The sequence below is a fragment of the uncultured Rikenella sp. genome (genome assembly GCF_910577125.1).
In the GTDB taxonomy this organism is placed as follows: Bacteria; Bacteroidota; Bacteroidia; order Bacteroidales; family Rikenellaceae; genus Rikenella.
Window position 1 is genome coordinate 1 of record NZ_CAJTMN010000023.1, and the last position, 26,525, is coordinate 26,525.

The window sequence follows — 26,525 nt, forward strand, 5'->3', positions numbered from 1 at the left end:
TCGCGGTGTTCCGAAACAAAGACCGGAAAGGAAACCGATCCATACTGACTGAACTAAAAACAGAGAATGGGAATTTTCTCGTAACGATAGACCTCGGAAGTGGACCGGATGCCAATCTCAATATTGTTTCCTCCGTATTCGGCAAAGCGGACGATTCCGTATTAAACTGGCTCGAACAAGGACTGGCGACATATATAAACAAAGAGAAAGCCCTTGCGTTTCTGGACAATCACCCCGCACCAATTGCGGGAAATGCAGCAAGCGCAGAGCTTTCTCGTGTCACAAATATAATCAAAAACTTCGCCAATCCGCCCCTGCCGGAGGCGAAAAAGCGCAGGGCGGGCATCTTCGAGATCGAGGAGCAGTGGTTCGTGCGGCGCGAAGACTCCCGGATCACAGTGGCCGAACGGGAGCGAGGCGAAATTTACGAGAAGACGCTCCGACGTCCTCCGCAGGAGGAGATCGAACGCTCGGAAGCGGCACGCCGCGAAATGAAACAGGCGGAACAGGAGCTGCGCGCGGTGGAAAAAGAGCTCCGGTCGATCGACCCGCTCGACGGCGACAACGACCGGCTGGCGGAGTTGCAGGACAGACGGATCGAGCTCGAACGGCGGATGGACGAGGCGTTCGGTCGGATCACGGTGCTGCGCACGCCACCGCCCAAGCATGCCTACACGGGGCTGTCGAAAAGCGAAGAGGCCCGGTTCGAGGTGCCGGTCTATCGGCACGGGGTGCGCACGGTGGTGCGGCTATCGGACGCGAACGCGGCCCGGGCGATCAACGGCGACTTCGAAAACCTGTTCGGCGGAGCGGCGGAGGAGATCGTCCGCCGGATAGGCAGCGCCACGAGAACGATGGCGGGACTCAACACGTCGTGGAATCCGGAGTTCATGTTCAAGAACAAGGTGCGGGACTCGGCGTGGGCGCTCTTCTACAACTGGCTCGACAAGGAGGGTAGCGCCCGGGGTTACCTGCGCAACCAGGGGGCGGCACATGCGGCGATCTACCGTTACCACACGAACGGGGCGCGGCCGCTGACGATGAACGAACGGGCGGGATACGACCTCTACTCGACCGAGGGACGGCAACGGGCGGTGGAACGCTACGGGGCGGCGCGGGTACGGGACTCGCTCTACGACGATTTCCTGATGGAGGGCGGACTCACGGGGTATGCCTACATGCAGGATCTGGATCACTACAGTCGAAAACTGAAAAAACGGGCGCGACGGGCCGGCAATTCGGTCCTGCAGGCTTTCAACGCGGCGGCGACGGGGTTCGACCTGCTGAACGACCTATCGGAGGTCTCGACGCGCTTCGCTACGTTCCTCGCCCAGGTGGAACGGGGCAGCGATGTCCGATCGGCGGTGAACTATGCCCGGGACGTAACGATCAACTTCAACCGCCGGGGCGAGTGGGGACGCGACCTCAATGCGCTCTACATGTTCTACAACGCGTCGCTACAGGGGGTGGCAAATCTCTATCAACTGGGGCGGCGCAACAAGGTGCGGATGGGCTTTGCGATAGCGGCGGTGGCGGGGCTGGGCTACGGCCTGAGCTTCCTGCTGAACCTGTGGCTCTCGGCGATGGCCGACGAGGCGGGAGACGACGACGAGTGGCGGGTGTCGGACTACCGCCGGTTCACGAACATCTGCCTGCCGGGCTGGCTGGTCGGCTCGACGGAACGGGTCGTCACGATCCCGCTGCCGCAGGAGCTGCGACCGGCGTGGGTCTTAGGGACGGTCATGGCGGACGTGACGCAGGGACGACTGCGGGCTGACGAGGGATGGGGAACGGCGGCGGCGATAGTCAACTCGGTAACGGACGCGGCGGGAGAAAGCTTCCTGCCGGTGGAGGTCGACTCGAAGCATCCGCTCAAAACGTTCGTGCCGTCGGTATTCAAACCGCTCTACGAGATCGGTGTCAATGCGAATTTCATGGACCGAAAGATCTACCGGGAGGCCTACCCGGGTCAGACGGTTCCGGAAAGCCAACTGGGGATGCGCAATACGTTCATCGCCTACAAAACGGTCTGCGAGTGGCTGAACGAACAGGCCGGGGGCAGCACAACGGTGCCGGCGGGGATGAACGAAAAGGGAGAGATCAATCGGTGGCTCAATCTGCTGGATGTCAATCCGTCGAAAGCGGAACACCTCCTCTCGTCGTATGCGGGAGGGGCCGGACGGCTGATCGGACGCACGTGGCGGTGTATCGCGGAACCGGGGGACGAACGTCGGACAGGCGACATCCCGTTCATCAACGCTTTCATGGCGGATGTGGAGCGGGAGGAGAACCCGAACACGCGCTATTACGACACGAAGGAGAAGCTGGAGATGCTAAACGAGGTCTACCGCCGCTCGGAACGCGAAGACAGTTTCCCGGCCTACTACCGGTCGGCGGAGGAGGCGCGGGCGGCACAGACCCGAAACAAACACTGGCTGCTGGAGCTCCGAAAAACAGACGGCCGGATCAAGAAACTAACCCGGGAGAGGAACGAAACGGAGCCCGGTTCGCCGGAATACAAGGCCCTGACCCTCCAAATGAACCGCCTGCGCTCAGACTTCCTGCTCCGTTACGACCGCGGGGCGCCAAACAAGGCGGAAAAGGAGTAGATGTCGGAGGCCGAGGGGAAGGACTAAGGGAGGAAGAAAAACATTTAAACTGTATTTAGAACTATTTGTTAACTTTGCATATATTTGGTGTAGAATAGCTCTAAACAAATGGGAACAACGATTACGATCAGCCATATCGGACCGATTACAAACGAAGTGCGATTGGATTTAAAAAAATTCAACATCATTATCGGCCCACAGAGCAGCGGGAAAAGCACGATTATGAAAATCGTCTGCTTCTGTCGTTACGTGGAAAAATATTGCATCGTAAACAATAGCACTAAATATTATACGACTTATACACATTTTATCAAAGAACTGCAACGTTTTCATAAACTACCAGACAGTTTCTTCGATAACAGCAGTCGCATTAAGTATGAAGGTGAATGGGTTCAGATTGAATACAATCATGAGAAAGATATATGCAATGCCCAGATTAAGTCCCAAAGAGGGAAAAAACTTGGGGAGGCAGACAATATAAAATTATGCTTCCTGCCTTCGGAACGGAATATGGTTGCGGTATTCAGAAATATCAGATCTGAATATCGCGCAAAAACCATTGATAATCTTTTCAATTTTATCAATGAGTGGGACGACATCAAACGTTACTATAATCGAGATCGTTCGTTACCCATGCCTTTCTTGGGCGGAATGGAGTTTTATTACGACAGCAAGAACGGCAAAGAAGTGCTAAAAATAGCTGAGAATAAAACGATTTCTCCTTTTTATGCTTCGAGCGGTGTACAATCCTCCATGCCGATGTACGTAATGATCGATTACCTGACAGATAAGGTTTTCAAACATCGTGTCAGTGTGACTCGTAAATATATAAATGACCTCATGATCGAAGCTCTGCGGAATGAAGGTGTATTTACAAGTAAAGAATTTACAGAAGAGTCATGGGAGGCAATCAATACCCGACTAAAAAAACGGTTGGAATATCATAGTTCCCATATTTTTGTCGAAGAACCGGAACAGAACCTGTTTCCGAAAGCCCAACAAGAATTGATTTTCGACATCGCTCAAAAAATCAACACCGCCAGCTCGGACAACAAAGAAAGTTCGTTGTTCCTCACTACGCATAGTCCGTATATCATTACGGCTTTCAATCTATTGATCAATGCTGCTAAAGCACATGACAAATCCACAAAAAAAAGCGAAAAGATCGTACCACAGAGTCGTATTATTCCGTTGGATCAAATCAGCGCGTATTATATCAATGGAGAAACAGGGGTATTCAAATCTATCGTCAATCCGGAAACCGAAATGTTAGGAGGAGATGAATTGGATAGCGCGTCTGCTTATATAGATGAGATGACGGCAAAACTATACGATATTATTTACGGCTAAAAGGACCTGCCATGCCACTCTCTTTTGACGATCTGTGTACAAAATTGGATGCCGTAACCTCGCCTCACGCCCGACACGCGGCTTGTCCTAAAAATGGCATTACCACACCGGTAGAAAACGGCGTCAAATACCACTTCTGTTCCAACACATGCCAAAGAGTACACGTCTACAATGTAGACAACGGACTTTTGAAGAATCGGGCTTCCAGACGCGATGCTTGCGATTGGCTGTTATTAGTCGAAAAGGCAGGGACGGGTTCTCCTCACGGGTGTTTTGTCGAACTGAAAAAAGGAGATGCTGAAAAAGCGGTTTCACAACTGCAAGACACACTAAAACAATTCCAGGAAAAAGGTTGGCTACAAAAATTGACAGAAAAACACTATGCTCGTATCGTAGCCAACTCAATGCCGGCCAATAGTGGAAACAGTTTGATTGAAAAGGCAAAGCAGGTTTTCAGAAAACATTATCACTGCGAATTACAACACGTACGACCGGGACAAAAGGATATGATCAATCTTTAGACTTTACACACTGGACTCGGTAAGTACCGGGCCGCTCCGACGGGGACGGCCCTTTTCCGTGATATACGCCGGAGGGTCCAGCAGCTGGGAGGCTTTCAGGCCGATCGCACGGCTCATGTAAATGTCGTCGTGCTCGTCGTCCACCGCGCCGTACGTTCCGTCCGGCTTCACCTCGTAGCAGTCCGCCTCGTCCAGCGCACGCGCGTCCCGCTCGATGTGGCCGCACTCCCGGAAACGCTTGTTCATCTGGTTCACCAGGTCCGTTTTCGTGGCCGCGTTCGTGTGGAAACCGTAGCGCAAAGGCGCGCCCTCGCAACGCAAGGTCATCATTCCGACATCGTACTCAAAATGATTGAACTCCGTACATCCGTTTCTACATTACAAGTCGGATACATATATCAATAAGTCGCATTCCCCGATAGACTATTTTGCCTCCGACCAGTATAAGTACATGATAAACATCCTCCGTTCCCGGCCTGATTACCCCTACCGGTCTGATGATACCGCGGACTTTAACGATGACGCCGCTCTCGGAGGTAGAGAGCTCCGACAGGGGACGACAGATCGGTTCGTTTTCCATAAGGGTAGATAACGGGAGACAAAGATAACGATTTCCTCTCCTCGCGGAGACAAAAATAGATGCCGATCAGCATCAGAACCATCCCCTGTTTTCGGGAAAACGCCGGCTCGGCACCCCCCGAACAAGGGATGAGAGAATCTCTTCTGACGGGAAGATACTCGAAGAAGTTAAGGCCGTTTCCAGAAACAAAAAGCGCAGATGTTTCTCTCAAACATCTGCGCTTTTGGAGCGGAAGACGAGATTCGAACTCGCGACCCTCAGCTTGGGAAGCTGATGCTCTACCGACTGAGCTACTTCCGCTTATTTCTAAAACGTTGCAAAGATAGTGTTTTTCCTATTCCGAACAAATTCTATCGGAATTTTTTGTCGCTCCGGGCGACAAGGAGGGTGAGGTCACTTTTGTATACGTACCTCTTTTTTTTAAGGGGCGAAGGACTACGTCGTTTTTAAAACGTGGCCTCTTCATTTGGCGGAGAGGATTACGTCGTTTTTGATGTACACCTCTTTTTTCTTTGGGCGGAGAGGATTACGTCGCTGACGCGCCGTGATCCATCGCCTCCCGGCAGGACCCTTACAAAGATTTTCACTGCAACAACTGTCGTTGTCTTTTTCGGATTTCATTCCGCTCCCGCTTGCAAATAAATTTGCGCGGGGCGCCTGAAATCCGAAAAGCCTGCGGCTTGCATCGAAAATCTTTGTGGGCGGAGATGGATTCGAACCACCGAAGTCGAAGACAGCAGATTTACAGTCTGCCCCATTTGGCCACTCTGGTATCCGCCCTGAAGATCGTCGATCAACGATTCGCATTGCCGGGAAAGAACCGCACCCGGTTCCGGCAATGCGGTGCAAAGGTGTGCAAAATTTCCGGATTTTCCAACACCGCGCCCGAAAATCAATCGAACAAATGGGGCTCTCCGTCCGCCGCCCCGCCGCCGCGCGAGTGAGAGCCGCCGTGTCCGCCCTCGTTTTTCAACGTCTCACGCGACACCTTTCCGCCCGCAGGAGCTCCGGCATAGAGTTTCATCCGCCGACGGAGATAGGCGGGAACACGCTCGATCTGCTCCTCCGTCAGAGCGGTAATATCCTCTTTATCCGTCGAAGCCGGTTCCGGCTCTGCCGCCGGATCAGCGGTCACCGGAGGAACTGTCTCTGGTTCCGCCACCGATTGCTGAGACAACTGTGGCTGCGGTGATTCGACAACCGGCTGCCACTCTCCTGCCGTCTGCTGAGGCATTTCCGGCACCACCGGCATTTCGACCGCCGGTTTCCACTCCTCTTGCATCTCCTCGCGCTGCCGGTCGGCAATCGACACCGAAGGACGATCGTACCCCATGGCGATCACCGGCGCAGGTTCTTCCCGGTCACGAGTCACCACGGCAAACTCATCCCCTTCATCCTCCGTCCGGATCTTTCTGTCCGGTCGGCCGGCCGAGCCGCTGCCTGCCTCCTGATCAATGAGCGAGATGGTCTGCCGCTGCGGTGCAGGCGCATCCCGGAGATGTTCTTTCCCGTCCCGTTCCGGTTTGGAAGCAGGCCCCACGACGTCCACATACCGGTCGCGAATCATCGGGATACTGTCGACACCGAAGCCGGTCGCAATAATCGTAATCCGGATATCGTCGTCCAACGACTTATCCGTTCCGGCTCCCCAGATCAGGTCGGTACCCAGGCCGAGTCCCGTCTTATTCTGCAAAAATTGGGTGATTTCGTACACCTCGCTCATCTTCACCTCTTTGTTCCCGGAGGTAATCGTCATCAAGACGTTTTGGGCACCGGCCACATCCCGGTGGTTCAAGAGCGGCGAGTTCATAGCCGCCTCAGCCACCTCCAACGCCCGTTTCTCACCGCTTCCGCATGCCGACCCCATCAAGGCGATTCCGCTGTCTTTCATCACCGTCCGCACATCGGCAAAGTCGACATTGACCCGATTTTCCTGGGTGATAATATCAGCGATGCTCTTCGCCGCTTCGGCCAAAATATCGTCGGCCTTGCCGAATGCTTCGGACAAGGTCAGATCTCCGTATATCTCGTTGATATTCTCGTTGTTGACCACCAGCAAGGAGTCCACATTGTGTCTGATCTCCTCGATCCCGTTCAATGCCTGCATGATACGCCTCGGCCCCTCGGTTTTGAACGGAATGGTCACAATCGCCACCGTCAATATGCCCATCTCCTTGGCCGCCTTGGCAATGACCGGCGCGGCGCCCGTCCCCGTTCCGCCGCCCATCCCGGCGGTGACGAAGACCATTTTGATGTCCTTCTCGCTAAAGATTTCCTTGATTTCGTCGATGCTCGCCTCAGCGGCAGCCCGTCCGACGGGGGGCTTATTCCCCGCACCGAGTCCGGTACCGAGCCGCACCTGGTTCGGAATCGGACTCTTGCCCAAGGCCTGCCAGTCGGTGTTGCAGACCATGAACGACACGTCCGCAATCCCCAGCTTATACATGTGGTTCACGGCATTGCACCCGCCTCCGCCCACGCCCACCACCATGATGATGGAGGAGCTGACCGGAGCTATATCTACGAATTCAACCATGTTTGTCTGCTTGTATGCTTAAAAAACGTCTTCGTCATCGACTTCTTCGACGGTGAACATAGTGTTGATCTTGTGTTTCAGCCGTTCCCAGATTTTGGGTCTCCGCACCCGGAGTTCCTCTTCCGGATAGTCGTCGATATACCCCCCTTCGTCGTCCGTCCCGTACGAATCCGGTTCGTACCCCCCCCCCTGTTGTCCCGAATCGTAGGTGTCGTCCTCAGGTTTATAAGACGAATCGTAGCCTCCGCCGGCAGCACTCCGACCATTCTGTTGTCCGGCCGGATGGTAGTAGTCGTCTCCCCCCGCAGCGACTCCCGCGTTTTGAGGCTCTCCCTGAGGAGCTTGCGCCGGTTCGGCGGCATCGATCTCGGTATAATTCCCCTTCCGCACGGCGTCGAGCACAATCCCTGTCAATGTGGAGTATTTCGGCGCCGAAATCAGTTCCACGGAGTCTGCCACCACATAAGTAACGGGCTGCGCGATCCGCACGTCCATCCCGGTGTGCATTTTAAAGAGCTGGTCGAGGTTCTTCAGATTAGCTCCCCCACCGGTCAGCACGATCCCTGCCCCTAATCTGCCCTTGAATCCGCACCGTTCGATTTCGATGTTCACGTAGTCGATGATGTCGCACATCCGGGCTTCGATAATCCCGGCCAGGGTTTTCACGGCAATCTCTTTCGGTGTCTGTCCGTTGACGCTCGGGATGTTGATGTATTTGTCGCCCGGGGTCCGGTCGGCCACGGCTTCGCCGAACGAGGTCTTGAGCTTTTCGACGTACCGTTCCAGAATCCCAAAGGCACGGATATCTTTGTTGATGATATTCCCGCCGATCGGAATCACGGCCAGATGCCGGATCACTTTGTCATAATACACGCATATATCGGTCGTCCCCCCGCCGATGTCCACCACGGCCACACCGAGTTCCTTTTCGTCGTCGCTCAGCACGGCTTCAGCCGAAGCGAGCGGCTGCAGGACGATCCCGGCCAAATTGAGTTCCACGCGCTGGAAACACCGTCTGATCCGTTCGATAGCGGTCTCCTCGCCGATAATCACATTGAACTTGGCCTCCAGCTTCCGCCCTTCCATCCCCACCGGTTCGCTGATGTCGTCATCGTCGTCCAACCTAAAGGACTGCGGCAGAATACTGATGATGGTCTTCCCCGCCGGCAAGGATGCGTTGCGCTGGTCTTCGATGAGCCGTTCCACATCGGAGCGCCTCACTTCGGTCACCCCGGCGTCGGTCATGTTCTGCACGGTGACGTATCCCTGTGTCCGATTGCACTGGATATGCTGTCCCGAAACACCCACATAGGCTTCGCGCACGACGATCCCGAGCTCCTGTTCGAGCCGGGTTTTCACCTCTCTCAAGACTTGCGAGGCCTGTTCGATATTTTTCAGATCGCCTTTCATCACGCCGTTGGAGGCGACCTCTTTGAGCGCGACGATCTCGATCTTGTTTTTTTCCGCTTTGCGTCCGACGGCCATCACTACTTTCGTGGTGCCCAGATCGACCGCTGCAACGTATTCGTTATTATCCATATATCTCGTGTGTGCTCGTTCGTTCAGTATCCGCTCTCTTCCGGCGAAAGCCGACGGCCTAACGGGAGGCCGGGCGAATGGAATCCCCCTCTGCCGTCCCGGGAGGAGGATCGGGGAGCGGATTTTTGCTCACCACCTGTCCCCGAAACCGGAGGTCGATTTCGGTCGCCGACCGCCACCATCCGTCGGCAAAGGAGCGGCGGTAGAACCGCGACAGTTTTCCGAGCCGCCGGGCGACGGCGGCGGAGTCGCTCACCTCGCCGAAGCGGATCACCTGACGTCCCACCCTCGGCAATAATCGTACCTCACGGCCGTCGTAGTAGATCTGAGCGGTCAAGGCGTCCAGAAACGGGTCGGTATCTACCTGACGGACAAAGTTAAGGAGATTATGCAACAATTCCCGCTCTGCGGGGAACTTTTTTTCATCGAGCCGGCCGAAATAGTCGGTCGGAAAACCGAAGGTCAGCCGACCGCTCACGACGGGCACGTCGGCGATATAATCGCTCTGCGAGGGGAGCAGCACCAGTTCGTCGTCTACGTAGAAGTTGTGTCCGGACTCGCTCACCACGCGCATCACGGGCCTCCGCTGTCCGAGGTTGATGTGGAGCCGTCCGTCGATGGCGGTATAGGCTTCGGCCCAGGCGACGAATTCGTGGGCTTCGACGAGCCGTTCGATGGCATAGACGTCCACGCCGCGCAGCCCCATCCCGATGATACGTATCGAGCTGTCCTGCAGCCATCCGAGGACGATTTCGGGGGTGACGAAGGCGAGTTCGGAGCTGTCGCGCACAATGATATCGATGCCGGTACATTTCAGTTCCCGTTCGCGCACGGTGCAGTACCGGGCGGCCACGATTCCGTAGACCACCAGCATCACGAGCAGCAGGATTCGTCCTATTTTCCGTCTTTTCGACGACATTTCATCTGTTTTTCGATCGTTTTCACCGCTTTATCCGCAGAATTTTCTCAATCCCCGGATCAGTTTACTGCCCCCGCCCCGGGCTACCGCCATCGGGGTACGGGCGCACTGTTCTACGTCGGCAACGACGGTACGGTCTGGTCTGCATCGGTGTCCGGCAACAGTGTGCACGCCTGGCGTTTTTTATTCACTGCAGTGGATATGGATCCTTCCAGTACGAACACTCGCGGCAGCGGTTGTCAGTTGCGTTGCCTCTCGGAATAAACGGAGGGTAGAGGCTGCCGCAGCGAAACGCAAGTTTCGCCCGTCCACGGGACGTGGGGCCCGCGCGGCCCGAGCGCAGTTCCATCCAGTTGGGGTAGAGGCGGCCCTGTCGGAGTGCCCGAAGGCACCGCGCGCCGCCGCCTTAATAGGGAAATCGTCAAAATGCACTTGAGCGTTTTGACAAGATTTCCCAAGGCGCGCGACCAAGAACCACGGACAAGAACAAGGTCGAACCCCTGCGGCTCGCAGAGCCGAGCGGGCCGGACGCCTCCCCCTCGGGAGGCCCGCAACACGTCGCTCACGCGTCGAAAATTGCGGTCACTCCCGGGCGCCGACCCGAATCATCCAAGCAACGCCCCTATGCTGTCGGGTTCGGGCTGCGCGCTCCCCGGGTGGGCCGAAGGCCCAGTGCGCAAGCCCGGCGATTCCTCGCGGAATCGTGCTATTCGCTCTCGGCCCAAAGCCCGGACAAAAGCTTCAGACCAAGCACAGCCCCGTGTCTGCCTCACTGCGGCTCCGCTGTCGCTCCGCCGGTGCCTCCGGGCACTCCGAAATAGGCCGCCTCTACCCTAAGCGCGCTGGCGGAAATCTTATCCAAACGCGTACCACGCGTTTGGATGATTTCCTACTCCAGCGGTCGCGCGCGGGAAGAGCTTGGTTCACGCGCCTGGGGGAAATCCTGTTCAAAGCGCAAGTCGCTTTGAACGACTTCCCCCTTAAGGCGTGGCGCGCGGTGCCTTCGGGCACTCCGAAATGACCGCCTCTACCCTAACAGGATAGAACTGCCCTTCGCGGGCAGCGGCCGGGTGACCCCGGCGGGACGGAGCGAAACTACGTTTCGCTGCGGCAGCCTCTGCCCCATTCTCTGATCGCGTGCCTTGGGCGATTCAACTTTTTCGGCTCATCGCCGAAAAAGTTGAATCGCCTCCTTAGGCGTCGGCGCGCGGGCTTTAGCACTTTTTGAGTCGCCCGCGGCAATTCTTGCCGGATTGGCTCACCGCCAATCGGCAGAATATGCCCTCTTAGGCGGGCGGGCGACTATCGTGCTTTGTGCCGGCTGGAACCGTACCTTTTCTGAAGAAAAGGTACCCAAAAGACTTTCAATTAGCTACGCTACGCCTTAAGCTCCGCAAGACTCAGGCTTTCTCCGTGCACCCATACAAATCCCGATTCTTCCGCCGCACCAGGTCTGCCACCGGAGCGCAAAACCGGTCGATATCACCTGCGCCAGCCGTCACCAGCACGCCGCCAGTCTCCAAAGCCCCGACCTCGGTCAAAAGCTGCTCCTTGGTAATCAATTTCTTTTGCGGCGACGCGATGCCCTCCAAAATCATCTCCGAAGCGACCCCCGGAATCGGCAGCTCGCGAGCCGGGTAGATCGGCAGCAGCCACACCCGATCCGCCAGACTCAACGCCTCGGCGAACTCCGGCGCAAAGTCGCGCGTCCGGGTGTAGAGATGCGGCTGGAAAATCACCGTCAATTCCCGCTCCGGAAACATCTTCCGCACCGAAGTCAGCATCGCCCGCAGCTCCGCCGGATGGTGGGCATAGTCGTCCATATAGATCGTCCCGCCCGCCACCGAGGGATCATTGACCCAGAAATCGAACCGCCGCTGTACCCCCCGGAAAGTCGCAATCGCCTCCCGCAAAGCATCGTTCGAGGTAAAACCCTCGCTCCACACCAGCGCCGCCGCCGCCACACAATTTTCGACATTCACCAAGCCCGGAATCCCCAGCCGGCAACGGTCGATCCGCCGATCAGGAAACACGAGGTCGAACGTATAGTACCCCCCCCCGTCAACACTGAGATTTTCGGCATGAAAATCCGCCCCGGAGTCCGTCACATGATACGTGTACCGCCAGATATCGGCCCGTTCCAACGGCAGCGAGACGCCGTGTTTCAGAATCAGCGTCCCGTCCGGCACCACCTGCGAGGCAAACTGCGCAAAAGCCTCCCGTACCGCCTCATAGGTGCCGTAAATATCCAAGTGGTCGGGATCGACCGATGTGATGACAGCCGCCTGCGGATGGAGCTGCAGGAACGAACGGTCGAACTCGTCGGCCTCGACCGCCATCCTCACTCCCGTGCCGAGCACCAGATTTGAGTCGAAATTCTTCGAAATCCCGCCCAAAAAAGCCGATCCTTCGCCCGCCGCCACCGCATTGAAGTGGGCCACCATCGTCGTGGTGGTGGTCTTACCGTGCGTCCCCGCCACCGCCATCACCCGCCGTCCCTCGCCCAGCAGACCGAGCATCTGCGACCGTTTGAGCACTTCGAACCCCTGCGCTCTGAACCAGTACAGTTCGGCATGGTCGGCCGGCACGGCAGGGGTGTAAATCACGCGCGTTTCAGCCCGATTCCGAAAAGCCTCGGGAATCCGGTCGACCGAGTCCTCGTAATGGACGGCGATCCCCTCCGCCTCCAGCGCCGCGGTGAGCGGCGACGGCGTCCGGTCGTAACCCGCCACGCGCCATCCCGCATGGTTGAAATAACGGGCCAGCGCGCTCATTCCGATACCGCCGATCCCAATGAAATAGATGCTATTTTTCGTTTCGTTCATTTGCTATATCGATCACAGTTTTAGCCACTTCAGCAGCAGCCCCGGGGCGCCCCAGCCGCCGCAGATTAGCCACTCGCTCCGCACACCTTTCCGCATCGTTCAGCAGCTCCAACGCCAGCGGCACCGCCTCCGCATCGGCCACTGCGTCGGCCACCATCCAGGCCGCTCCGCGGTCGACCAAGGCCTGTGCATTTTTGGTCTGATGATCCTCCGCCACGTTCGGCGAAGGGACGAAAATCGTCGGCCGCCCCACCAGTTCGAGCTCCGACACCGTCCCGGCTCCGGCCCGCGCCACCACCACGTCGGCCAGCGCATAGGCCAGATCCATCCGTTCGACGAAAGCCCCCCGCCACACATTCGCCGGCAATCCGCCCTCACGTGCAGCAATGGCGGCTGCAATCTGCGGTTCGTAATACTTTCCGTTCTGCCAGATCACCTGCACCTTATCCGAAAGCCCGGCCAGCCGATCGAGCCACCGCAGCACGCTGCGATTCAGCGTCCGGGTCCCGAGACTCCCCCCCACCACTAGTACAGTTTTCCGTCCCGAATCGGCCGGAAAGCCGAAGTATTCAGCCGCCTCAGCCCGCACCTCCGCCGAAGGCTCCGCCACGGCCGAAAAACGGTCGCGCAGAGGGTTGCCGGTAAACCGAATTTTCGCCGCCGGGAAAAAGCGCTCCATCCCCTCGTACGCCACACACACGGCCTTGGCCCGCTTCGCGAGCAGCCGGTTGGTCAACCCCGCATAAGAATTCTGCTCCTGGATCACGGTCGGAATCCCCCGCCGCTGCGCCGCCCACAGTACGGGCCCGCTGGCATACCCGCCGAACCCGACCGCCACATCGGGTCGAAACTCCCGGATAATCCGCCGCGCCTGCCGCAGGCTCCGCATCACCTTGAGCGGCAGCTCCAGATTGACGCGCGACAGCAACGGCCGTCGCTGCAATCCCGCCACAGGCAGCCCCACGATTTCGTATCCGGCCCTCGGCACGCGCTCCATTTCCATCTTCCCCTCAGCGCCGACGAAAAGTATCTCGACGCCTCCCTCTCCGAGCTCCGCCCGAAGGGCGTCGGCCACGGCCACGGCCGGATAGATGTGCCCGCCGGTTCCTCCTGCGCTGATAATCACACGCAACGGTCTGTTATTCATCGTCATCGTCCATTAAATCGATAATCTCGCGCCGTCCGTCATAGGAGCGGTCGTCCCAATCGTTCCCCTCGCCGCGGTCGACGAGCACCAAATCGGCCTCCTCGTCCTCGCTGTCGAAAGCGGAGGCCGCCGGGTGTGCATCCGCCTGGCGCCGCCGCCCCAAGATGAGCGGACGCTTGGGCGCCGCAACGGTTTCGGGCTCCGAATCTTCGTCGTCCGGATCGCCGCCGGAGGCAAGGATCGCCTCTCTCCGCAGCCGGGCTTCGTTCTCCTGCTGCTCCCGTTCGCTCTCCCGGCTCACACCGAGGATCATCCCCATCGCCACGCAGGTGAAAAAAACGGACGACCCCCCGAGGCTGATCAAAGGCAGGGGCTGGCCGGTCACGGGCATCAACCCGACCGAAACGGCCATGTTCACAAAGGCCTGCATGGTGACGATCAGGCTCAGGCCGAGCACCATCAGGCCCTGCGAAGGACGGTTGCACCGCCGCACGATCAGCCCGGCGCGATAAAATATCCAAAGGTACAAAACAAAGACGATGATCCCGCCGACGATGCCGTACTCTTCGACGATGAAGGCATAGGCGAAGTCGGAGTACGGGTGGGGCAGTTGTGACCGCTGGGTGCTGTTCCCGGGCCCTTTGCCGAAAACGCCGCCGGAGGCGATGGCGATCTCGGCCTGCTCGATCTGGTAGCGATCCTGGCTGACTTGCTTGGTGTCGGCGACGGTCTCGCCGGGGGCGACGAACTGGATCAACCGGTTGGCCCAGGTCTCGGCCCGTCCGACGCCGGCGAGGTACATCGTGGCAATGAGCACGCCTCCGGCCAGCAGCGCAAAGAGGTTCAAGCGGTTCAGCTCGCGCTGCCGCACGCGGCCGATCATCAACATGATCATGCAGGTCACCCACAGAATAGCGGCGGTGGAGAAGTTGGAGGGCAGTACGACCAGGGTGGCGACCACGATGGGCAGGATCAACGGCCGGGTGGTCTTGTACCAGATGTCGAAGCTGCGTTGAGGATTCCGCCCCCACCCGCCGGGGGTCAGAGGGGGCAAAACGGGGATCTGGGCAATGACGCGCTGCCGGATGCCGAGTTGCTGGGCGACCACCAGCACAAGGGTGACTTTGAGCAGTTCGGAGGGCTGGAAGGTGAATCCGAGAAAAGGAACCCGCAGCCACCGGGAGGCTTCGTTGAACGAGACGCCGATCACGTAGGCGAGCACGACGAGGATGACGCTGAGCCGGAAGAGGGCTTTAGCGTATCGGGCATAATATTTATAGTCGATCCAGTGCACGACGATGATGACGAAAAAGCCGATCATGATGAACCGTGCCTGTCGGAAGAGGTAGTAGGAGGTGTTTCCGTCGACTTCGCGATAGGCCATGGCGGCGGTGGCGGAGTAGACGACGAGGAGCGAGACGAGAAAAAGCGAGGCGACGATAATCCACAAGGGTTTATCGCCCCGAAAGAGGAGGAGTCTTCTTTTTTTCGCCATGTCGCAAAGCTACTGAATTTCGGGGAGATTCGCGCGGATTTCGGTCTCCTTTTCGGGACGCGGAGAGATTCCCGCCCCGGGAGTGCGATTTCGGTCGCCCCTCCTTAAAAAACAAGCGTAGCCTGCCGCAAAACGGCAAGCTACGATGTGAGATGCGACACTAAAATAATCCGCGTGCTTATTTCCCCGTCCCCGCCTTCCGGGTCGATGCCCCGTCGTCGCTCCGGTCTTTTTTCGAAGAACTTTTCACCACGGTCAGGTTTTCGAAAGCACGGATAGCGTCTTCCCGAGATTCGTAGTTGCACGGAACGACCGTCCGACCCTGAATGTCCACAATCCCGAAGCGGCCGTTGCTTTCCACAACTGCAAGCCCATTCGAGAATGCAGTGGCGCTATCGTAAATGGTCGTGATGAACTCTTGTCCCAAAGTATTCACAAATCCATACCGACCGTTCTTCGATACGCGTGCCACCCCGTCGATGAAGTTCGAAATCTCATCGTACTGTACCGGAATAATCTCGTCTCCCATATAAGAGAGGTAACCGTATTTCCCGTCGCGCGAGGCAAATGCCAAACCGTTTTCGTCGAACGGTGCGATTTCCTTGTAAATCGGCTGTGCGATCTGGTTTCCGGCATTGTCGATCATCCCGAACCGCCCGTCCTTGTACACCAGCGCGATTTTATTGACAAATTCATCGATGGCGTTATACACGCACGGAGCGAGTTCGTATCCCGACATGTTGATCAAGCCGCAGCGTCCGCGTTTCCACATCTTGGCCACCCCGTCTTCGAAGTCGGTGATGGCGTCATAGCTCACACTGGCCACTTCACGTCCCGCACGGTTGATCAAGCCGTAGTATCCGTTTTTCTTCACCTTGGCCACCCCGCTCTGGAACGGAGAGATCGAGTCGTAGACCGGAGCCACCACTTCGAGCCCAAGGGTATTCACGAACCCGTAGCGGCCGTCGCGTTTGACTTTCGCGAGCCCGTCTTCGAACGGTGCGATGCTTTCATAGATCACCGGGGTAAAGACCCGTTTGGTCACATCCATCAGCCCGTATTTCCCGTTCTGTTTGGTCACGGTGATACCGTCCTGATAAACGCCCGGCTGCATCAAATCGCCTCCCTGACCATAGGCTGCCACCGCCCCGAAAAGCATGGCCAATGAGAGTAATAGATGTTTCATATTAAAAAAACTGTATCTGTTTAGTACTGAACGGGGAACCGAGACTGGAGAAGGAGGTCTCCTTCAAACGGCCCGGCGCCCGATTCCACCTGCAAAAACAGGCGAGGTGGGTTTCCCTCTTTCCCGACAAAAGTAGAAAGGATTTTCCAATAAATCAACATCTGCCGAAAATTTTTGTCGGTCTTTTTTATCGTTCGCCCGCAAGGGACGAAGGATTACTGCGTAATGTTAGGCTGTTGCAAACCGTATCCTTTGCGGCGGTCTTCGCTCTTCAGGAGGAGTCCGAAGAGGACGGCCAGAATCCCTAAGCACAAGAATATCAGCATCGGGAAGGTGTAGTCGTAGCGGGCGATCTCTTTGCCGTCCACCAGGGCCGGCGGGAGTTTGCACCACCGGTCGAGCACCCACCCGATCAACAGGGGAACGCCGGCGAGGCCCCAGTTCTGCATCCAAAAAATCAGGGCGTAGGCGGTTCCGAGTTTGCTCTCGGGGATAATTTTGGCCACGGAAGGCCACATGGCGGACGGCACCAGCGAGAAGGCGACTCCGAGCACGATCACGAGAACGACGGCGAAGCCCCAGTGGTCGAGCCACGGAAGGGAGAAGCCGAAATAGACGCCGACGAGCATCAAGGCACCCCAGATCATCATGGAGGCGCCTTTCCCGCGCCGGTCGTAGAGGTTCCCGAACAGCGGGGTCAGGATCAGGGTGCCGACGGGCAGCAGCGAGGGGATCAGACCGGAGTATTCGCCGGCGACGTGGAATTTCTGAACGACGAGGTCGACGGCAAACTTAACAAAGGGGTGCACGGCGGCGTAAAACAAGAGGCACAGAAAGGCCACGTACCAGAAGGCGCGGATCCGGAAGATGGAAAAGATGTCCCGGAAGCGAAAACGTTCGTCGTCGCCCAAAGCTTCCTGTGCGCGTTCGCGGTCGAGCCGGCGATCCATGCCGATGTAGACCAGAAAGGTCAGAAAGCCGAGCAAAAGCAACACCATCCCGAAAAGAATCGGGGTGCTGATGGAGTTGCCGAAGGCGCGGGCGATGGGCAGCGGCAATGCCAGGGCGAGGAATGTTCCCATCCGGGCGAAGGCTAGGTTCATACCGAGGGCGAAGGCGAGTTCTTTCCCTTTGAACCACCGTACGATGATTTTATTGGCGGTTATCCCGATGGCTTCATACCCGACGGCGAACAGGGCGTACCCGAGCGAAGCCGTGAGCACCTGGGGTTTCATGGTCTTCGGGCCGAAGAACCAGATGTCGACCATGCGGGCGGGATCCATAAATCCGATGGCGTAATATTTGACGGCGATCCCGACGAGCATCACGCCGACGGATACGACGCCGGTGAACCGGGCGCCCATTTTGTCGAGCACCATCCCGCCGAAAATCAGCATCAGCAGGAAGATGTTGAACCATCCGTATCCGCTGTTAAACAGGCCGAAGTCGGTGCTGTCCCACTGGAAGAGCTCTTCGAGCAGCCCTTTCAGGGGGGCGAGCACGTCGGCGAGAAAGTAGCCGCAGAACATGGTCAGGGAGACCATCAGCAGAACGGTCCAGCGGGCTCGTTTGGAGTCGGAGATGTTTTGGCGTAAAGTTTCTACCATCTGTTTTGTAGGTTTCTTTTCTATATGTACTGCGGTGTTGTCGCAGGTTTCTTGCTGGCGTTTTTCGGTAACGTTCGTTTTGGACAACGTTTTTGTCGGTGTTTTTACCGGCGACTTTTATGCGGGCCCGTTCCGCCCCGGGCTACCGCATCGCAGGCTCGGGCGAGCCGGACGGCGTCGGCCACCACGGGTACAGTTGGTCATCCGCTGTCAGCGGGACTTACGGCGTGTTCTTGGGCTTCGGCACGCAGTACCTCAATCCCTGCAGCGCGGACAACCGTGCCTTCGGTCGTCAGTTGCGTTGCCTCTCGGAATAAACGGTGCCTCCAGGCACTCCGAAATGGCCGGGTCTACCCCAACAAGGCAGCCTTTACCCTACACCATTGCGGCCGGACGCCCGGGAGCGACCGCAATTCTCGACGCGCAAGCGGCGTGTTGCGGGCCTCCCGTGGGGAGGCGTCCGGCCCGCGCGGTTCTGCGAACCGCAAGAGCACAGCTTACTCACCACCCAATTCTCCGCCCGTTCGTCCTCGGAGCGCCCCCCTCGCGCCGCTAAAGCGTCGCTCTCGCCGAGGACGGCGATTCTGCGAATCGCGCTACTCGCTCTCCGCCCCGTGTCAGCCCATGCGGCTCCGCTGTCGCTCCGCCACCATTCGCATTTTCCCGCGCGCTGGCAGAAATCTTATCCAAACGCGCACCACGCGTTTGGATGATTTCCTTCTCCAGCTGTCGCGCGCGGGTCGAGCTTCGACTGCCCTCGGGCCGGGCGGGCCCCGCGTGCCCGCGGTGAGCGGATGGCTGTGTCAGCCCAAATCTTCGAACCGTTCTCTGTTCGCGCGCCTCAGGCTCAGCAGTTCTTATTCTTGCGCGCGCCTCAACGCCCGTTCTTGATACAGTAGCGTTTCAGCACGTCATAGGCTTCCAACAAACCCAGCTCTCCGGCTTTGCTCAAATCCAGACACCCCTTCTGGGTATCCTGCATGAATATCTGAACCAGCCCCCGGTTATAATACGCCTCAGCCAGATACGGAAACCGTTCGATGGCACGCGTGTACTGCTCGAAAGCGCCCGGCAGATCGCCGCTCAGACACAACAGATTTCCCAAGTTGTAGTAGACCTGCGGCAACTCCGGCATCAGTTCCGCCGCACGACGCATATCGGCGATCGCTTCGCTGTAATCGTAGGTGCGCCGCCCGGAATTCTGCAACAGCTGCGCAGCCGGATCCTCGGATCGCACGGCCACCTGCTGCATCACGCTGTTCCCCTCCAGCGAGGCGACGAACTCGATCATCTCGGCCGCGGCAGCCCCCCGGTTCAAATAAATCAACGGATTGTCGATCGCCATCCGCTCGGCCCGGCGATAGTAGCTCAGGCCCGAAGCGTACTGCTGCAAAGCGGTCTGGGTCACTCCACGCAAGAAATTGTCTTCCCATTCGACCGGCGAGACGTTCATTTCATCCCAGAGCGAGACGCTGTCTCCCGCCAGTCCCAGCTCCTCGATTCGCGGCACGGCGGTCATATCGAACCGATACCCTGCCCCGGCCGTCCTGCGTCCGACGGCTGTCGCGAGCAACTCGTTCAGATAGCCGTCCAAACGGGCGTTCCGATAATCCCGGGGATTGTAGACCCGGGTGGCGGAGTCGGCAGGAACGACCCACCCGATCCGGAAAAGAGGCATCAGACGCACCTCCTGCTGCCTGTCGCCCCGCATGGAGCGCAGTTCGTTATTACCGAAATCGGCGTCGAACGAGAGCAGTTTGTCGAACTGACGGCTGGTGTCGGCAAAGGAGGTAAAGGTGCTGTCGCTCAGCTTCCGCCGGTAGGCTTCGATCTTCTCTTCGGCGATCCGCCGGTCGCGTTCTGCGCCGCGGAAGTCGCGAAGGAGACCTTTCAGTTGAGAGCGAGACAAATAGGCGTTGGCAAAATCGGGATAGAGTTCGATCGCGCGCGTATAGTCGTCGATCGCACCGCGATAGTCGCCGATGCGAATCTTCACGGAGGCGCGGTTGTAGAAAACCAGCACATTCCCCGGGTTGTAGCGCGCCACGCGGTCGTAATCCTCAATAGCGCAATTGTAGTCGCCGATCTGGCTCCGCAAGATAGCCCGGTTGAAGTAGGTGACGGAGTTGGTGGAGTCGTAGGCGACGGCACGGTCGAAGTCGGCCAAGGCGCTAATCGGTTGCGACTGGTTCACGTAGGCGTAAGCGCGATAGAAGTAGGCGATGGCCAGTGTGCTGTCGATCCGCAAGGCCTCGGTAAGGTCTCTGATTCCCTCTTCGTTCCGCTGCTGGGCCACTTCGAGCAGCCCGCGCCGCACGAAACCGTCGGCTTCGTTGGGGTTGATCTCCACGGCGCGGTTGAAGTCGGCATAAGCGCGGGTGGTGTCTTTCAGATAGAGGTAGCAGGTTCCCCGGTTGGTGAGGGCGTTGACATCGGCGGGCTTCGAACGAAGGTAGCGCGAGAAGTCTTCCACGGCCCGGTCGAACTGCTGGCTCAGGAAATAGGTGACGCCGCGGCTATAATAGGTGGCGGGCAGATTGGGCCGCAGCTCGGCGGCGGTGCGGTAGTCCTGCAGGGCGTCGTTGTAGTTCCCCATCCGCGAACGGGTGATGGCGCGGTACTGATAGGCCATCGTATAGACGGGGTTGACGGCGATGGCCTGCGTAAAGTCGGATTCGGCGCCGATCAGGTCGTCGAGGTTGTATTTGGCGACGCCGCGCAGAAAATACCCTTCATACTCTTTGGTCTCGGTGCGGAGCAGGAGGTTGAGCATCTCGATGGCGCTGCGGTAGTCGCCGTCCATGATCAGTTCGCGGCCTTTATAAAAAAAGTAGGGCTTGTTCAGCTGCGCGAACGCCCCGCCGATACTGAACCACAGAGCGACCGACCACAATACGATTACGGCGAGGTGTTTTTTCATGCTGCAAATATAGTTTTTTCAATTCATCTTTTTCCGCGCGCCTGGGCGATTCATTCTCTTTCGGCTCATCGCCGAAAGAGTTGAATCGCCTCTTTTGACGGCGGCGCGCGGTGGGTTTGAGGGTACTGTTCTTTCTGTGAACAGAAAGAACCAAAGAAACTTTAGAGGATGCTGGCGCATCCTAAAGCTGCCGGCGGCCCAACTCTCGGACTGTCCGTCGGGCTGTGGTTTTCCGGCGCGGCGCGCTAATATAAGGCAAATAACCCAAGCGCGCCCGCCGAAAATCCAACCCGACAGACCTGCGAAGATTGAGGACTGCGGAGCCTAAGGTATAGCGTAGCTAACTGAAAGTTCTTTGCGCCGCTTTCTTTCAAGAAAGCGGCAGTTCCAGCAAACAACTACCGGAAGAGGCGGCCTTGCCAGGTGGAGCGCTCTTCGAGCCGAGCTTCGAGCAGCTGGAGCAGACGCTCGTTCCGCACGGAGCCCCACGGTGAAGGAACAAGATGGTATCGCGGCGGAGCTTCGCCCGCGAAACGCTCGATCACCAGCTCCGGACGAAGCCGCTCCAGAAGGTCGATAAAAAGATCGATGTACTCGGGCAGCGTCCGGAACCGATACTGTTCGGGATGTTCGGCGTAGTCGCGGGCCATGGCCGTGTCGCGGAAGAGCTGGAGCTGGTGGAATTTGACGGTGTCGAGCGGCAGGGCGTTGATGACCGCGGCCTGACCGACCAGCATCTCGTCGCTCTCGCCCGGCAGACCCAGGATGAAATGGGCGCCACAGTGCACCCCCCGGGCGGCGGTCTGTTCGATAGCCCGGACAGCAGCAGCGAAATCGTGTCCGCGGTTCACGCGCCACAGGGTCTCGTCGTAAACCGATTCGACGCCGTATTCCAGAATCACATAATGTCCCGCCGCGACGAGTTCGGCGAAGTAGTCGAGTTTCGCCTCGTCGACGCAGTCGGGACGGGTGCCCACCACGATTCCCGCGATGGCCGGATGACGCAGGGCTTCGTCGTAAATCGCCCGCAGCTCGGCCAGCGGCTTATAAGTATTGGAGTAACTTTGGAAATAGGCCAGATAGCGCTGAGCGCGGGGGTAACGGTTGCGGTGGAAGAGAATGCCTTCGTCGATCTGACGCGAGACGGAGTAGCCGCGGTGGCTGTACGAAGGGCTGAAGGCGTCGTTGTTGCAAAAGGAGCACCCTCCGGTCGAGATCGTCCCGTCGCGGTTGGGGCAGGTGAAGCCGGCGTCGATGACGACTTTCTGCATCCGGCCGCCGAACAGACGGCGGAAGTAGGCGGAGTAGCTATGGAACCGGCGGGTATCGCCCCACGGAAATATTTCGGACATACCTATTATATATACTACGGCAGATATTCGATTTGCCAGCGCACCTCGTCGGCGACGCCGACCGGAAGACGCTCCAGCACGCCGGTCACGGCCGCGCGCAAGGCGGGACGGCGACGCCACATCTCGCGCAGGGCATAGACGGCGGAGCGTTCTTCGGTATGCGTTCCGAAGGCGGTCGGGTCGGCGAGCAGGGCAGCGAAATCGGCGTCGGTCACGGCTCCGCTCCCGTCGGCCGGGGCGGCCAGACGGCCGATCATAAAGAAGGCGGCCAGACGCCTCAAGGGATCAGAAGCCTCTCCGGTGGCGGTCGCCCACCGCACAGCGACCGTCCATGCCGCGGGCGACCGCCAGAACAGTTGCATGGCGCACTGCTCGGCGAGCTCCGCAGAGCCGCGCCAGGCGTCGGCCCACTGCTCCATCCGGTCGGCGTCCAGGGTCTGCGGGTCGTCGATAAAGAGGGCGGCGAGCTTCAGCTCCCGCACGTCCTGACGCCACAGCAGGATGGCCAGCCCGGAGTCGGGGGCATAGGCCGCGGCGGCCTCCCGGATGGTGGGTAGCGAGACGCCGTAGTTCAGTCCGTAGCCGCTCGGCCGGCCGCCATAAGCACGCATGGCGTCGGTGACGGCGCCGTTCATCTCGATCTTCAGCCGCCGAAGCAAGGCGACCATTTTATCATTTGTAGTGGGCATTTCGGGCATGGAGAGTTCACTCTTCGGGATGGGTTTCGACAATGGCCTGCTCGAACCGGGCGACGGCTTCGCTCATCGGGCCGTAATAACGTCCGCCGGCTGCGTTCCGGTGGCCGCCGCCGTCGAAATAGCGCCGGGCGAACCGGTCGACGTCGAAGTCTCCCTGGGAGCGGAAAGAGAGTTTGATGCAGTCGAGGGTCTCGATGAACATGGCGGAAAACGAGACGGTATCGATCGAGAGGGGCATGTTGACGATCCCCTCGGTGTCGCCGATCTGGTGGTCGAAGCGGGTCTTCTCGGCGCGGGTGAGGGTGATATAGGCGGTGTGGATCGGGGCGTGGACGCGCATCTTCTCGGAAAGCAGGTAGCCGACCATCCGGAGGCGGTTCTCGCTCTGGGTGTTGAATACGGCCTGCGACACTTCGATAGGTCGCACGCCACGCTCGACGAGCACGGCGACAGCGCGATACAAGGCGGGGGTGAGGTTCCCGTAGCTGAAGTTGCCGGTGTCGGTCACCATCCCGACATAGAGCGGGAGGGCGATCTCGGGGGTAATGGCCTCCACGCCGGCCCAGGCGAGGATCAGTTCGTAGACGAGCTGGGCGGTCGACGAACTGTCGGTGTCGGAAAAGGCAAGCTCGAACTCGGCGGGGTTGAGGTGGTGGTCGATCAGCACGCGAGGGGCGACGACGTTCTCTTCGACGGCGGCGCTCAGCTTGTCGAGCCGCTCAATGCGGTTGAAGTCGGCGCAAATGATCAGATCGGCGGAGGAGACGTATGCCCGGACGGCGTCGCAGGCTTCGTTGTAGACTTCCACGTCTCCGGCACCGGCCATGAAGTCCAGAAACTTCGGGAAGCGGTTCGGAACGAAAAACCGGACGTCGTGACCGAGGTTCCGCAGGAAACGGCTCAGAGCGAGGCCGGAGCCGATGGCGTCTCCGTCGGGGTTGGTGTGCGACACGACGGCGATGGTCTGCGCTTCGGCACAAAGTCGCTGGAACTGTATTATTTTTGTGCTGTCAAAGGTATTTTTCATATCTTGTCGGTGGTTATTCGTTCGTTTATTTGCGCCTTATCTGGAGGGTACTGTTCTCTTTGTGAACAAAGAGAACCAGAAAAACTTTAGAGGATGCTTTGCATCCTAAAGCTGCCGGCGACCCAAATCTCGGACTTTTCTTTGGGTCGGGAGCAACGGCGCGCATAGGGTTAAACTCACATTAAGCGCGCCGTTGCCCCGACCCAAAAGCAATCACGAAGACTGAGGACTGCGGAGCCTAAGGCATAGCGTAGCTATCTAAAAGTTCTTTGCGCCGCTTTCTTTCAAGAAAGCGGCAGTTCTCTGCGGGTAGACACAAAGAGCGAAAAAACATAAGTAGCAAATATAAGGCAAAAATGACTTGGTTGCGCAAAATAGCAGCGTTCTACTACGACGGATTCCGGGAGATGACGGTCGGGAAAACGCTCTGGGCCGTGATCCTCGTCAAGCTGATCATTCTGTTCCTGGTGCTCAAGCTGTTCTTCTTCCCGGACGCGCTGCGCGGAATGGACGACGAACAAAAAGCCGATTTCGTCAGCCGGGAACTGATCGAAAGATAATCCCTATATTCACACCCGAAAACTCAAATCTCGACATATGACACTACTCGACACGGACTTCGGAGCGGTGGTCGACTGGTCACGGGCCCAGTTCGCCCTGACGGCCATCTATCACTGGTTTTTCGTCCCGCTGACCCTCGGGCTGAGCTTCCTGATCGCTCTCATGGAGACGGTCTACGTGCGGACGGGAAACGAATTCTGGAAACGGACGACCCGGTTCTGGATGCGGCTCTTCGGCATCAACTTCGCCATCGGGGTGGCCACGGGGCTCATCCTCGAATTCGAGTTCGGAACCAACTGGAGCAACTACTCGTACTTCGTGGGCGACATCTTCGGAGCGCCGCTCGCCATCGAGGGCATCATGGCGTTCTTCATGGAGTCGACGTTCATCGCGGTGATGTTCTTCGGGTGGAACAAGGTCTCGCGGGGGTTCCACCTGACGGCGACGTGGCTCACGGCGGTGGGGGCGAATCTCTCGGCGCTGTGGATTCTGGTGGCCAACGCCTGGATGCAGTATCCGGCGGGGATGAGGTTCAATCCGGAGACGGCGCGAAACGAAATGGTGAGCTTCCGGGAGGTGCTCTTCTCGCCGGTGGCGATGAACAAATTCTTCCACACGGTGACGTCGGCGTTCGTGCTGGCGGCGGTCTTCGTCATCGGGGTCAGCGCGTGGTACCTGCTCCGCGGGCGGGAGGAAAAGATGGCCCGAAAAAGCATTCGGATGGCGTCCGTATTCGGGCTGGTCGGTGCGCTCTTCATGCTCTGGACGGGCGACGGGTCGGCGATCCAGGTGGCGCGATACCAGCCGATGAAGCTGGCGGCGATGGAAAATCTCCGGGAGGGACAGGAGCGGGCGCCGCTCACGATCGTACCGGGAATCGAGGTACCGGGGATGCTCTCGGTGCTGGCGCACCACTCGGCGGGGGCGTATGTGATCGGCATCGACGACCTGACGGAGGGAAATCCGGAACGGGGGCTGCCGTCGGGCGAGGAGATGATCGCCCGGGGACGGCATGCGATCGAGACGTTCGCGGCGTTCAAGGCGGCACAAAAGGCGGGGAACGAGGCGGCGGCGGACTCCATCGCGCGACTGTTCGACCCGGCGACGGAGGAGGGTAAGGCGTTCAGCGAGGAGTATTTCCGCTATTTCGGCTACGGCTACCTGACGTCGCCGGAGGAGACGATTCCGTGCATTCCGCTGGTCTTCTGGTCGTTCCGCGTCATGGTGGGCCTCGGGATCTGGTTCGTCGTGCTGTTCGTCGGCATGCTGTTCCTCGAACGCAGGGAAGCGCTGGAACGGTATCGATGGCCGCTCCGGCTGGCGCTCTGGTCGATTCCGGCGGCGTACGTGGCGTCGCAGGCGGGATGGATCGTGGCGGAGCTCGGACGGCAGCCGTGGACGATTCAAAACCTGCTCCCGACGGGGGCGGCGGTCTCCAGAATCGATGCGGGGGCGATCCAAACAACGTTCTGGATCTTCGCGGTGCTCTTCACGATCCTGCTCATCGCGGATATCGGCATCATGATCAAACAAATCAAACGCGGACCGGCGGATAACTAATACTTATTGTATCGGTTGTTTTTCGTGTCTACCCGCAGGGAACCGTACCTTTTCTGAAGAAAAGGTACCCAAAAGACTTTTAGTTAGCTACGC

At 58.4% G+C, this 26,525-nt stretch carries 19 protein-coding genes and 2 tRNA genes; 6 read left to right on the plus strand and 15 right to left on the minus strand.

The genetic code is table 11. From position 1 onward, the window contains the following. The 3 genes from QZ292_RS04150 to QZ292_RS04160 all read left to right on the plus strand — a co-directional run. On the plus strand, window positions 1-2,609 hold a 2,609-nt coding region (locus QZ292_RS04150; RefSeq protein ID WP_294598239.1), incomplete at its 5' end, for an LPD38 domain-containing protein. 108 nt (window positions 2,610-2,717) lie between these two features. Continuing rightward, complete coding sequence (locus tag QZ292_RS04155; protein ID WP_294598242.1) at window positions 2,718-3,959, plus strand: AAA family ATPase; 1,242 nt, start codon at window positions 2,718-2,720, stop codon at window positions 3,957-3,959. Between the two features lie 11 nt (window positions 3,960-3,970). After that, window positions 3,971-4,480 (plus strand): hypothetical protein, encoded by a 510-nt coding sequence (locus tag QZ292_RS04160; RefSeq protein ID WP_294598245.1) that lies wholly within the window; start codon window positions 3,971-3,973, stop codon window positions 4,478-4,480. A 3-nt stretch (window positions 4,481-4,483) separates the two neighbouring features. Here the strand turns inward: QZ292_RS04160 and QZ292_RS04165 are convergent, their stop codons facing one another. The 11 genes from QZ292_RS04165 to QZ292_RS04215 all read right to left on the minus strand — a co-directional run bounded on the left by QZ292_RS04165 (window position 4,484) and on the right by QZ292_RS04215 (window position 18,314). Continuing rightward, on the minus strand, window positions 4,484-4,810 hold the full coding sequence (locus tag QZ292_RS04165) for a hypothetical protein (RefSeq protein ID WP_294598248.1): 327 nt from the start codon (window positions 4,808-4,810) through the stop codon (window positions 4,484-4,486). Between the two features lie 474 nt (window positions 4,811-5,284). Beyond that, window positions 5,285-5,360, minus strand: a tRNA-Gly gene (locus QZ292_RS04170). A gap of 398 nt (window positions 5,361-5,758) precedes the next feature. Next, a tRNA-Tyr gene (locus tag QZ292_RS04175) sits at window positions 5,759-5,840 on the minus strand. A gap of 112 nt (window positions 5,841-5,952) precedes the next feature. Further along, window positions 5,953-7,596: a cell division protein FtsZ gene (ftsZ, locus tag QZ292_RS04180; RefSeq protein WP_294598251.1), complete on the minus strand. Its 1,644-nt coding sequence runs from the start codon at window positions 7,594-7,596 to the stop codon at window positions 5,953-5,955. A gap of 18 nt (window positions 7,597-7,614) precedes the next feature. Then, entirely contained in the window at window positions 7,615-9,135 is a 1,521-nt protein-coding gene (gene ftsA / locus QZ292_RS04185) for a cell division protein FtsA (RefSeq protein ID WP_294598254.1), read from the minus strand. Window positions 9,136-9,193: 58 nt separating this feature from the next. Further along, window positions 9,194-10,054, minus strand: a complete 861-nt coding sequence (locus QZ292_RS04190) for a hypothetical protein (RefSeq protein WP_294598257.1) — start codon at window positions 10,052-10,054, stop codon at window positions 9,194-9,196. Between the two features lie 1,400 nt (window positions 10,055-11,454). Next, window positions 11,455-12,879 carry a UDP-N-acetylmuramate--L-alanine ligase gene (gene murC, locus QZ292_RS04195; protein WP_294598260.1) on the minus strand — a complete coding sequence of 475 codons (1,425 nt, stop codon included), beginning with the start codon at window positions 12,877-12,879 and terminating at the stop codon, window positions 11,455-11,457. Next, window positions 12,860-14,032, minus strand: a complete 1,173-nt coding sequence (gene murG / locus QZ292_RS04200; protein ID WP_294598263.1) for an undecaprenyldiphospho-muramoylpentapeptide beta-N-acetylglucosaminyltransferase — start codon at window positions 14,030-14,032, stop codon at window positions 12,860-12,862. The genes murC and murG overlap by 20 nt, the downstream gene beginning before the upstream one ends. Continuing rightward, on the minus strand, window positions 14,019-15,521 hold the full coding sequence (locus QZ292_RS04205; RefSeq protein ID WP_294598267.1) for an FtsW/RodA/SpoVE family cell cycle protein: 1,503 nt from the start codon (window positions 15,519-15,521) through the stop codon (window positions 14,019-14,021). Before QZ292_RS04205 ends, murG begins: the two co-directional genes overlap by 14 nt. A gap of 178 nt (window positions 15,522-15,699) precedes the next feature. Continuing rightward, entirely contained in the window at window positions 15,700-16,707 is a 1,008-nt protein-coding gene (locus QZ292_RS04210) for a WG repeat-containing protein (protein ID WP_294598269.1), read from the minus strand. A gap of 215 nt (window positions 16,708-16,922) precedes the next feature. After that, window positions 16,923-18,314: an MFS transporter gene (locus tag QZ292_RS04215; RefSeq protein ID WP_294598272.1), complete on the minus strand. Its 1,392-nt coding sequence runs from the start codon at window positions 18,312-18,314 to the stop codon at window positions 16,923-16,925. 119 nt (window positions 18,315-18,433) lie between these two features. On the opposite strand from QZ292_RS04215, the gene QZ292_RS04220 reads away from it, so the two are divergent. Next, window positions 18,434-18,631, plus strand: a complete 198-nt coding sequence (locus QZ292_RS04220; protein WP_294598275.1) for a hypothetical protein — start codon at window positions 18,434-18,436, stop codon at window positions 18,629-18,631. A 557-nt stretch (window positions 18,632-19,188) separates the two neighbouring features. Here QZ292_RS04220 and QZ292_RS04225 read toward each other — a convergent pair. The 4 genes from QZ292_RS04225 to QZ292_RS04240 form a co-directional block, all read right to left on the minus strand. After that, complete coding sequence (locus QZ292_RS04225) at window positions 19,189-21,234, minus strand: tetratricopeptide repeat protein (RefSeq protein WP_294598278.1); 2,046 nt, start codon at window positions 21,232-21,234, stop codon at window positions 19,189-19,191. A 398-nt stretch (window positions 21,235-21,632) separates the two neighbouring features. Continuing rightward, on the minus strand, window positions 21,633-22,586 hold the full coding sequence (locus QZ292_RS04230; protein ID WP_294598281.1) for a TIGR01212 family radical SAM protein: 954 nt from the start codon (window positions 22,584-22,586) through the stop codon (window positions 21,633-21,635). Window positions 22,587-22,600: 14 nt separating this feature from the next. Continuing rightward, window positions 22,601-23,275: a hypothetical protein gene (locus QZ292_RS04235; RefSeq protein ID WP_294598284.1), complete on the minus strand. Its 675-nt coding sequence runs from the start codon at window positions 23,273-23,275 to the stop codon at window positions 22,601-22,603. A 16-nt stretch (window positions 23,276-23,291) separates the two neighbouring features. Beyond that, entirely contained in the window at window positions 23,292-24,311 is a 1,020-nt protein-coding gene (locus QZ292_RS04240; protein ID WP_294598286.1) for a bifunctional oligoribonuclease/PAP phosphatase NrnA, read from the minus strand. A 356-nt stretch (window positions 24,312-24,667) separates the two neighbouring features. Between QZ292_RS04240 and QZ292_RS04245 the strand changes: the two genes are divergently transcribed. Continuing rightward, window positions 24,668-24,871 (plus strand): DUF4492 domain-containing protein, encoded by a 204-nt coding sequence (locus QZ292_RS04245; protein WP_294598289.1) that lies wholly within the window; start codon window positions 24,668-24,670, stop codon window positions 24,869-24,871. A gap of 37 nt (window positions 24,872-24,908) precedes the next feature. Beyond that, window positions 24,909-26,432: a cytochrome ubiquinol oxidase subunit I gene (locus tag QZ292_RS04250; protein WP_294598292.1), complete on the plus strand. Its 1,524-nt coding sequence runs from the start codon at window positions 24,909-24,911 to the stop codon at window positions 26,430-26,432. Window positions 26,433-26,525: the final 93 nt, after the last annotated feature.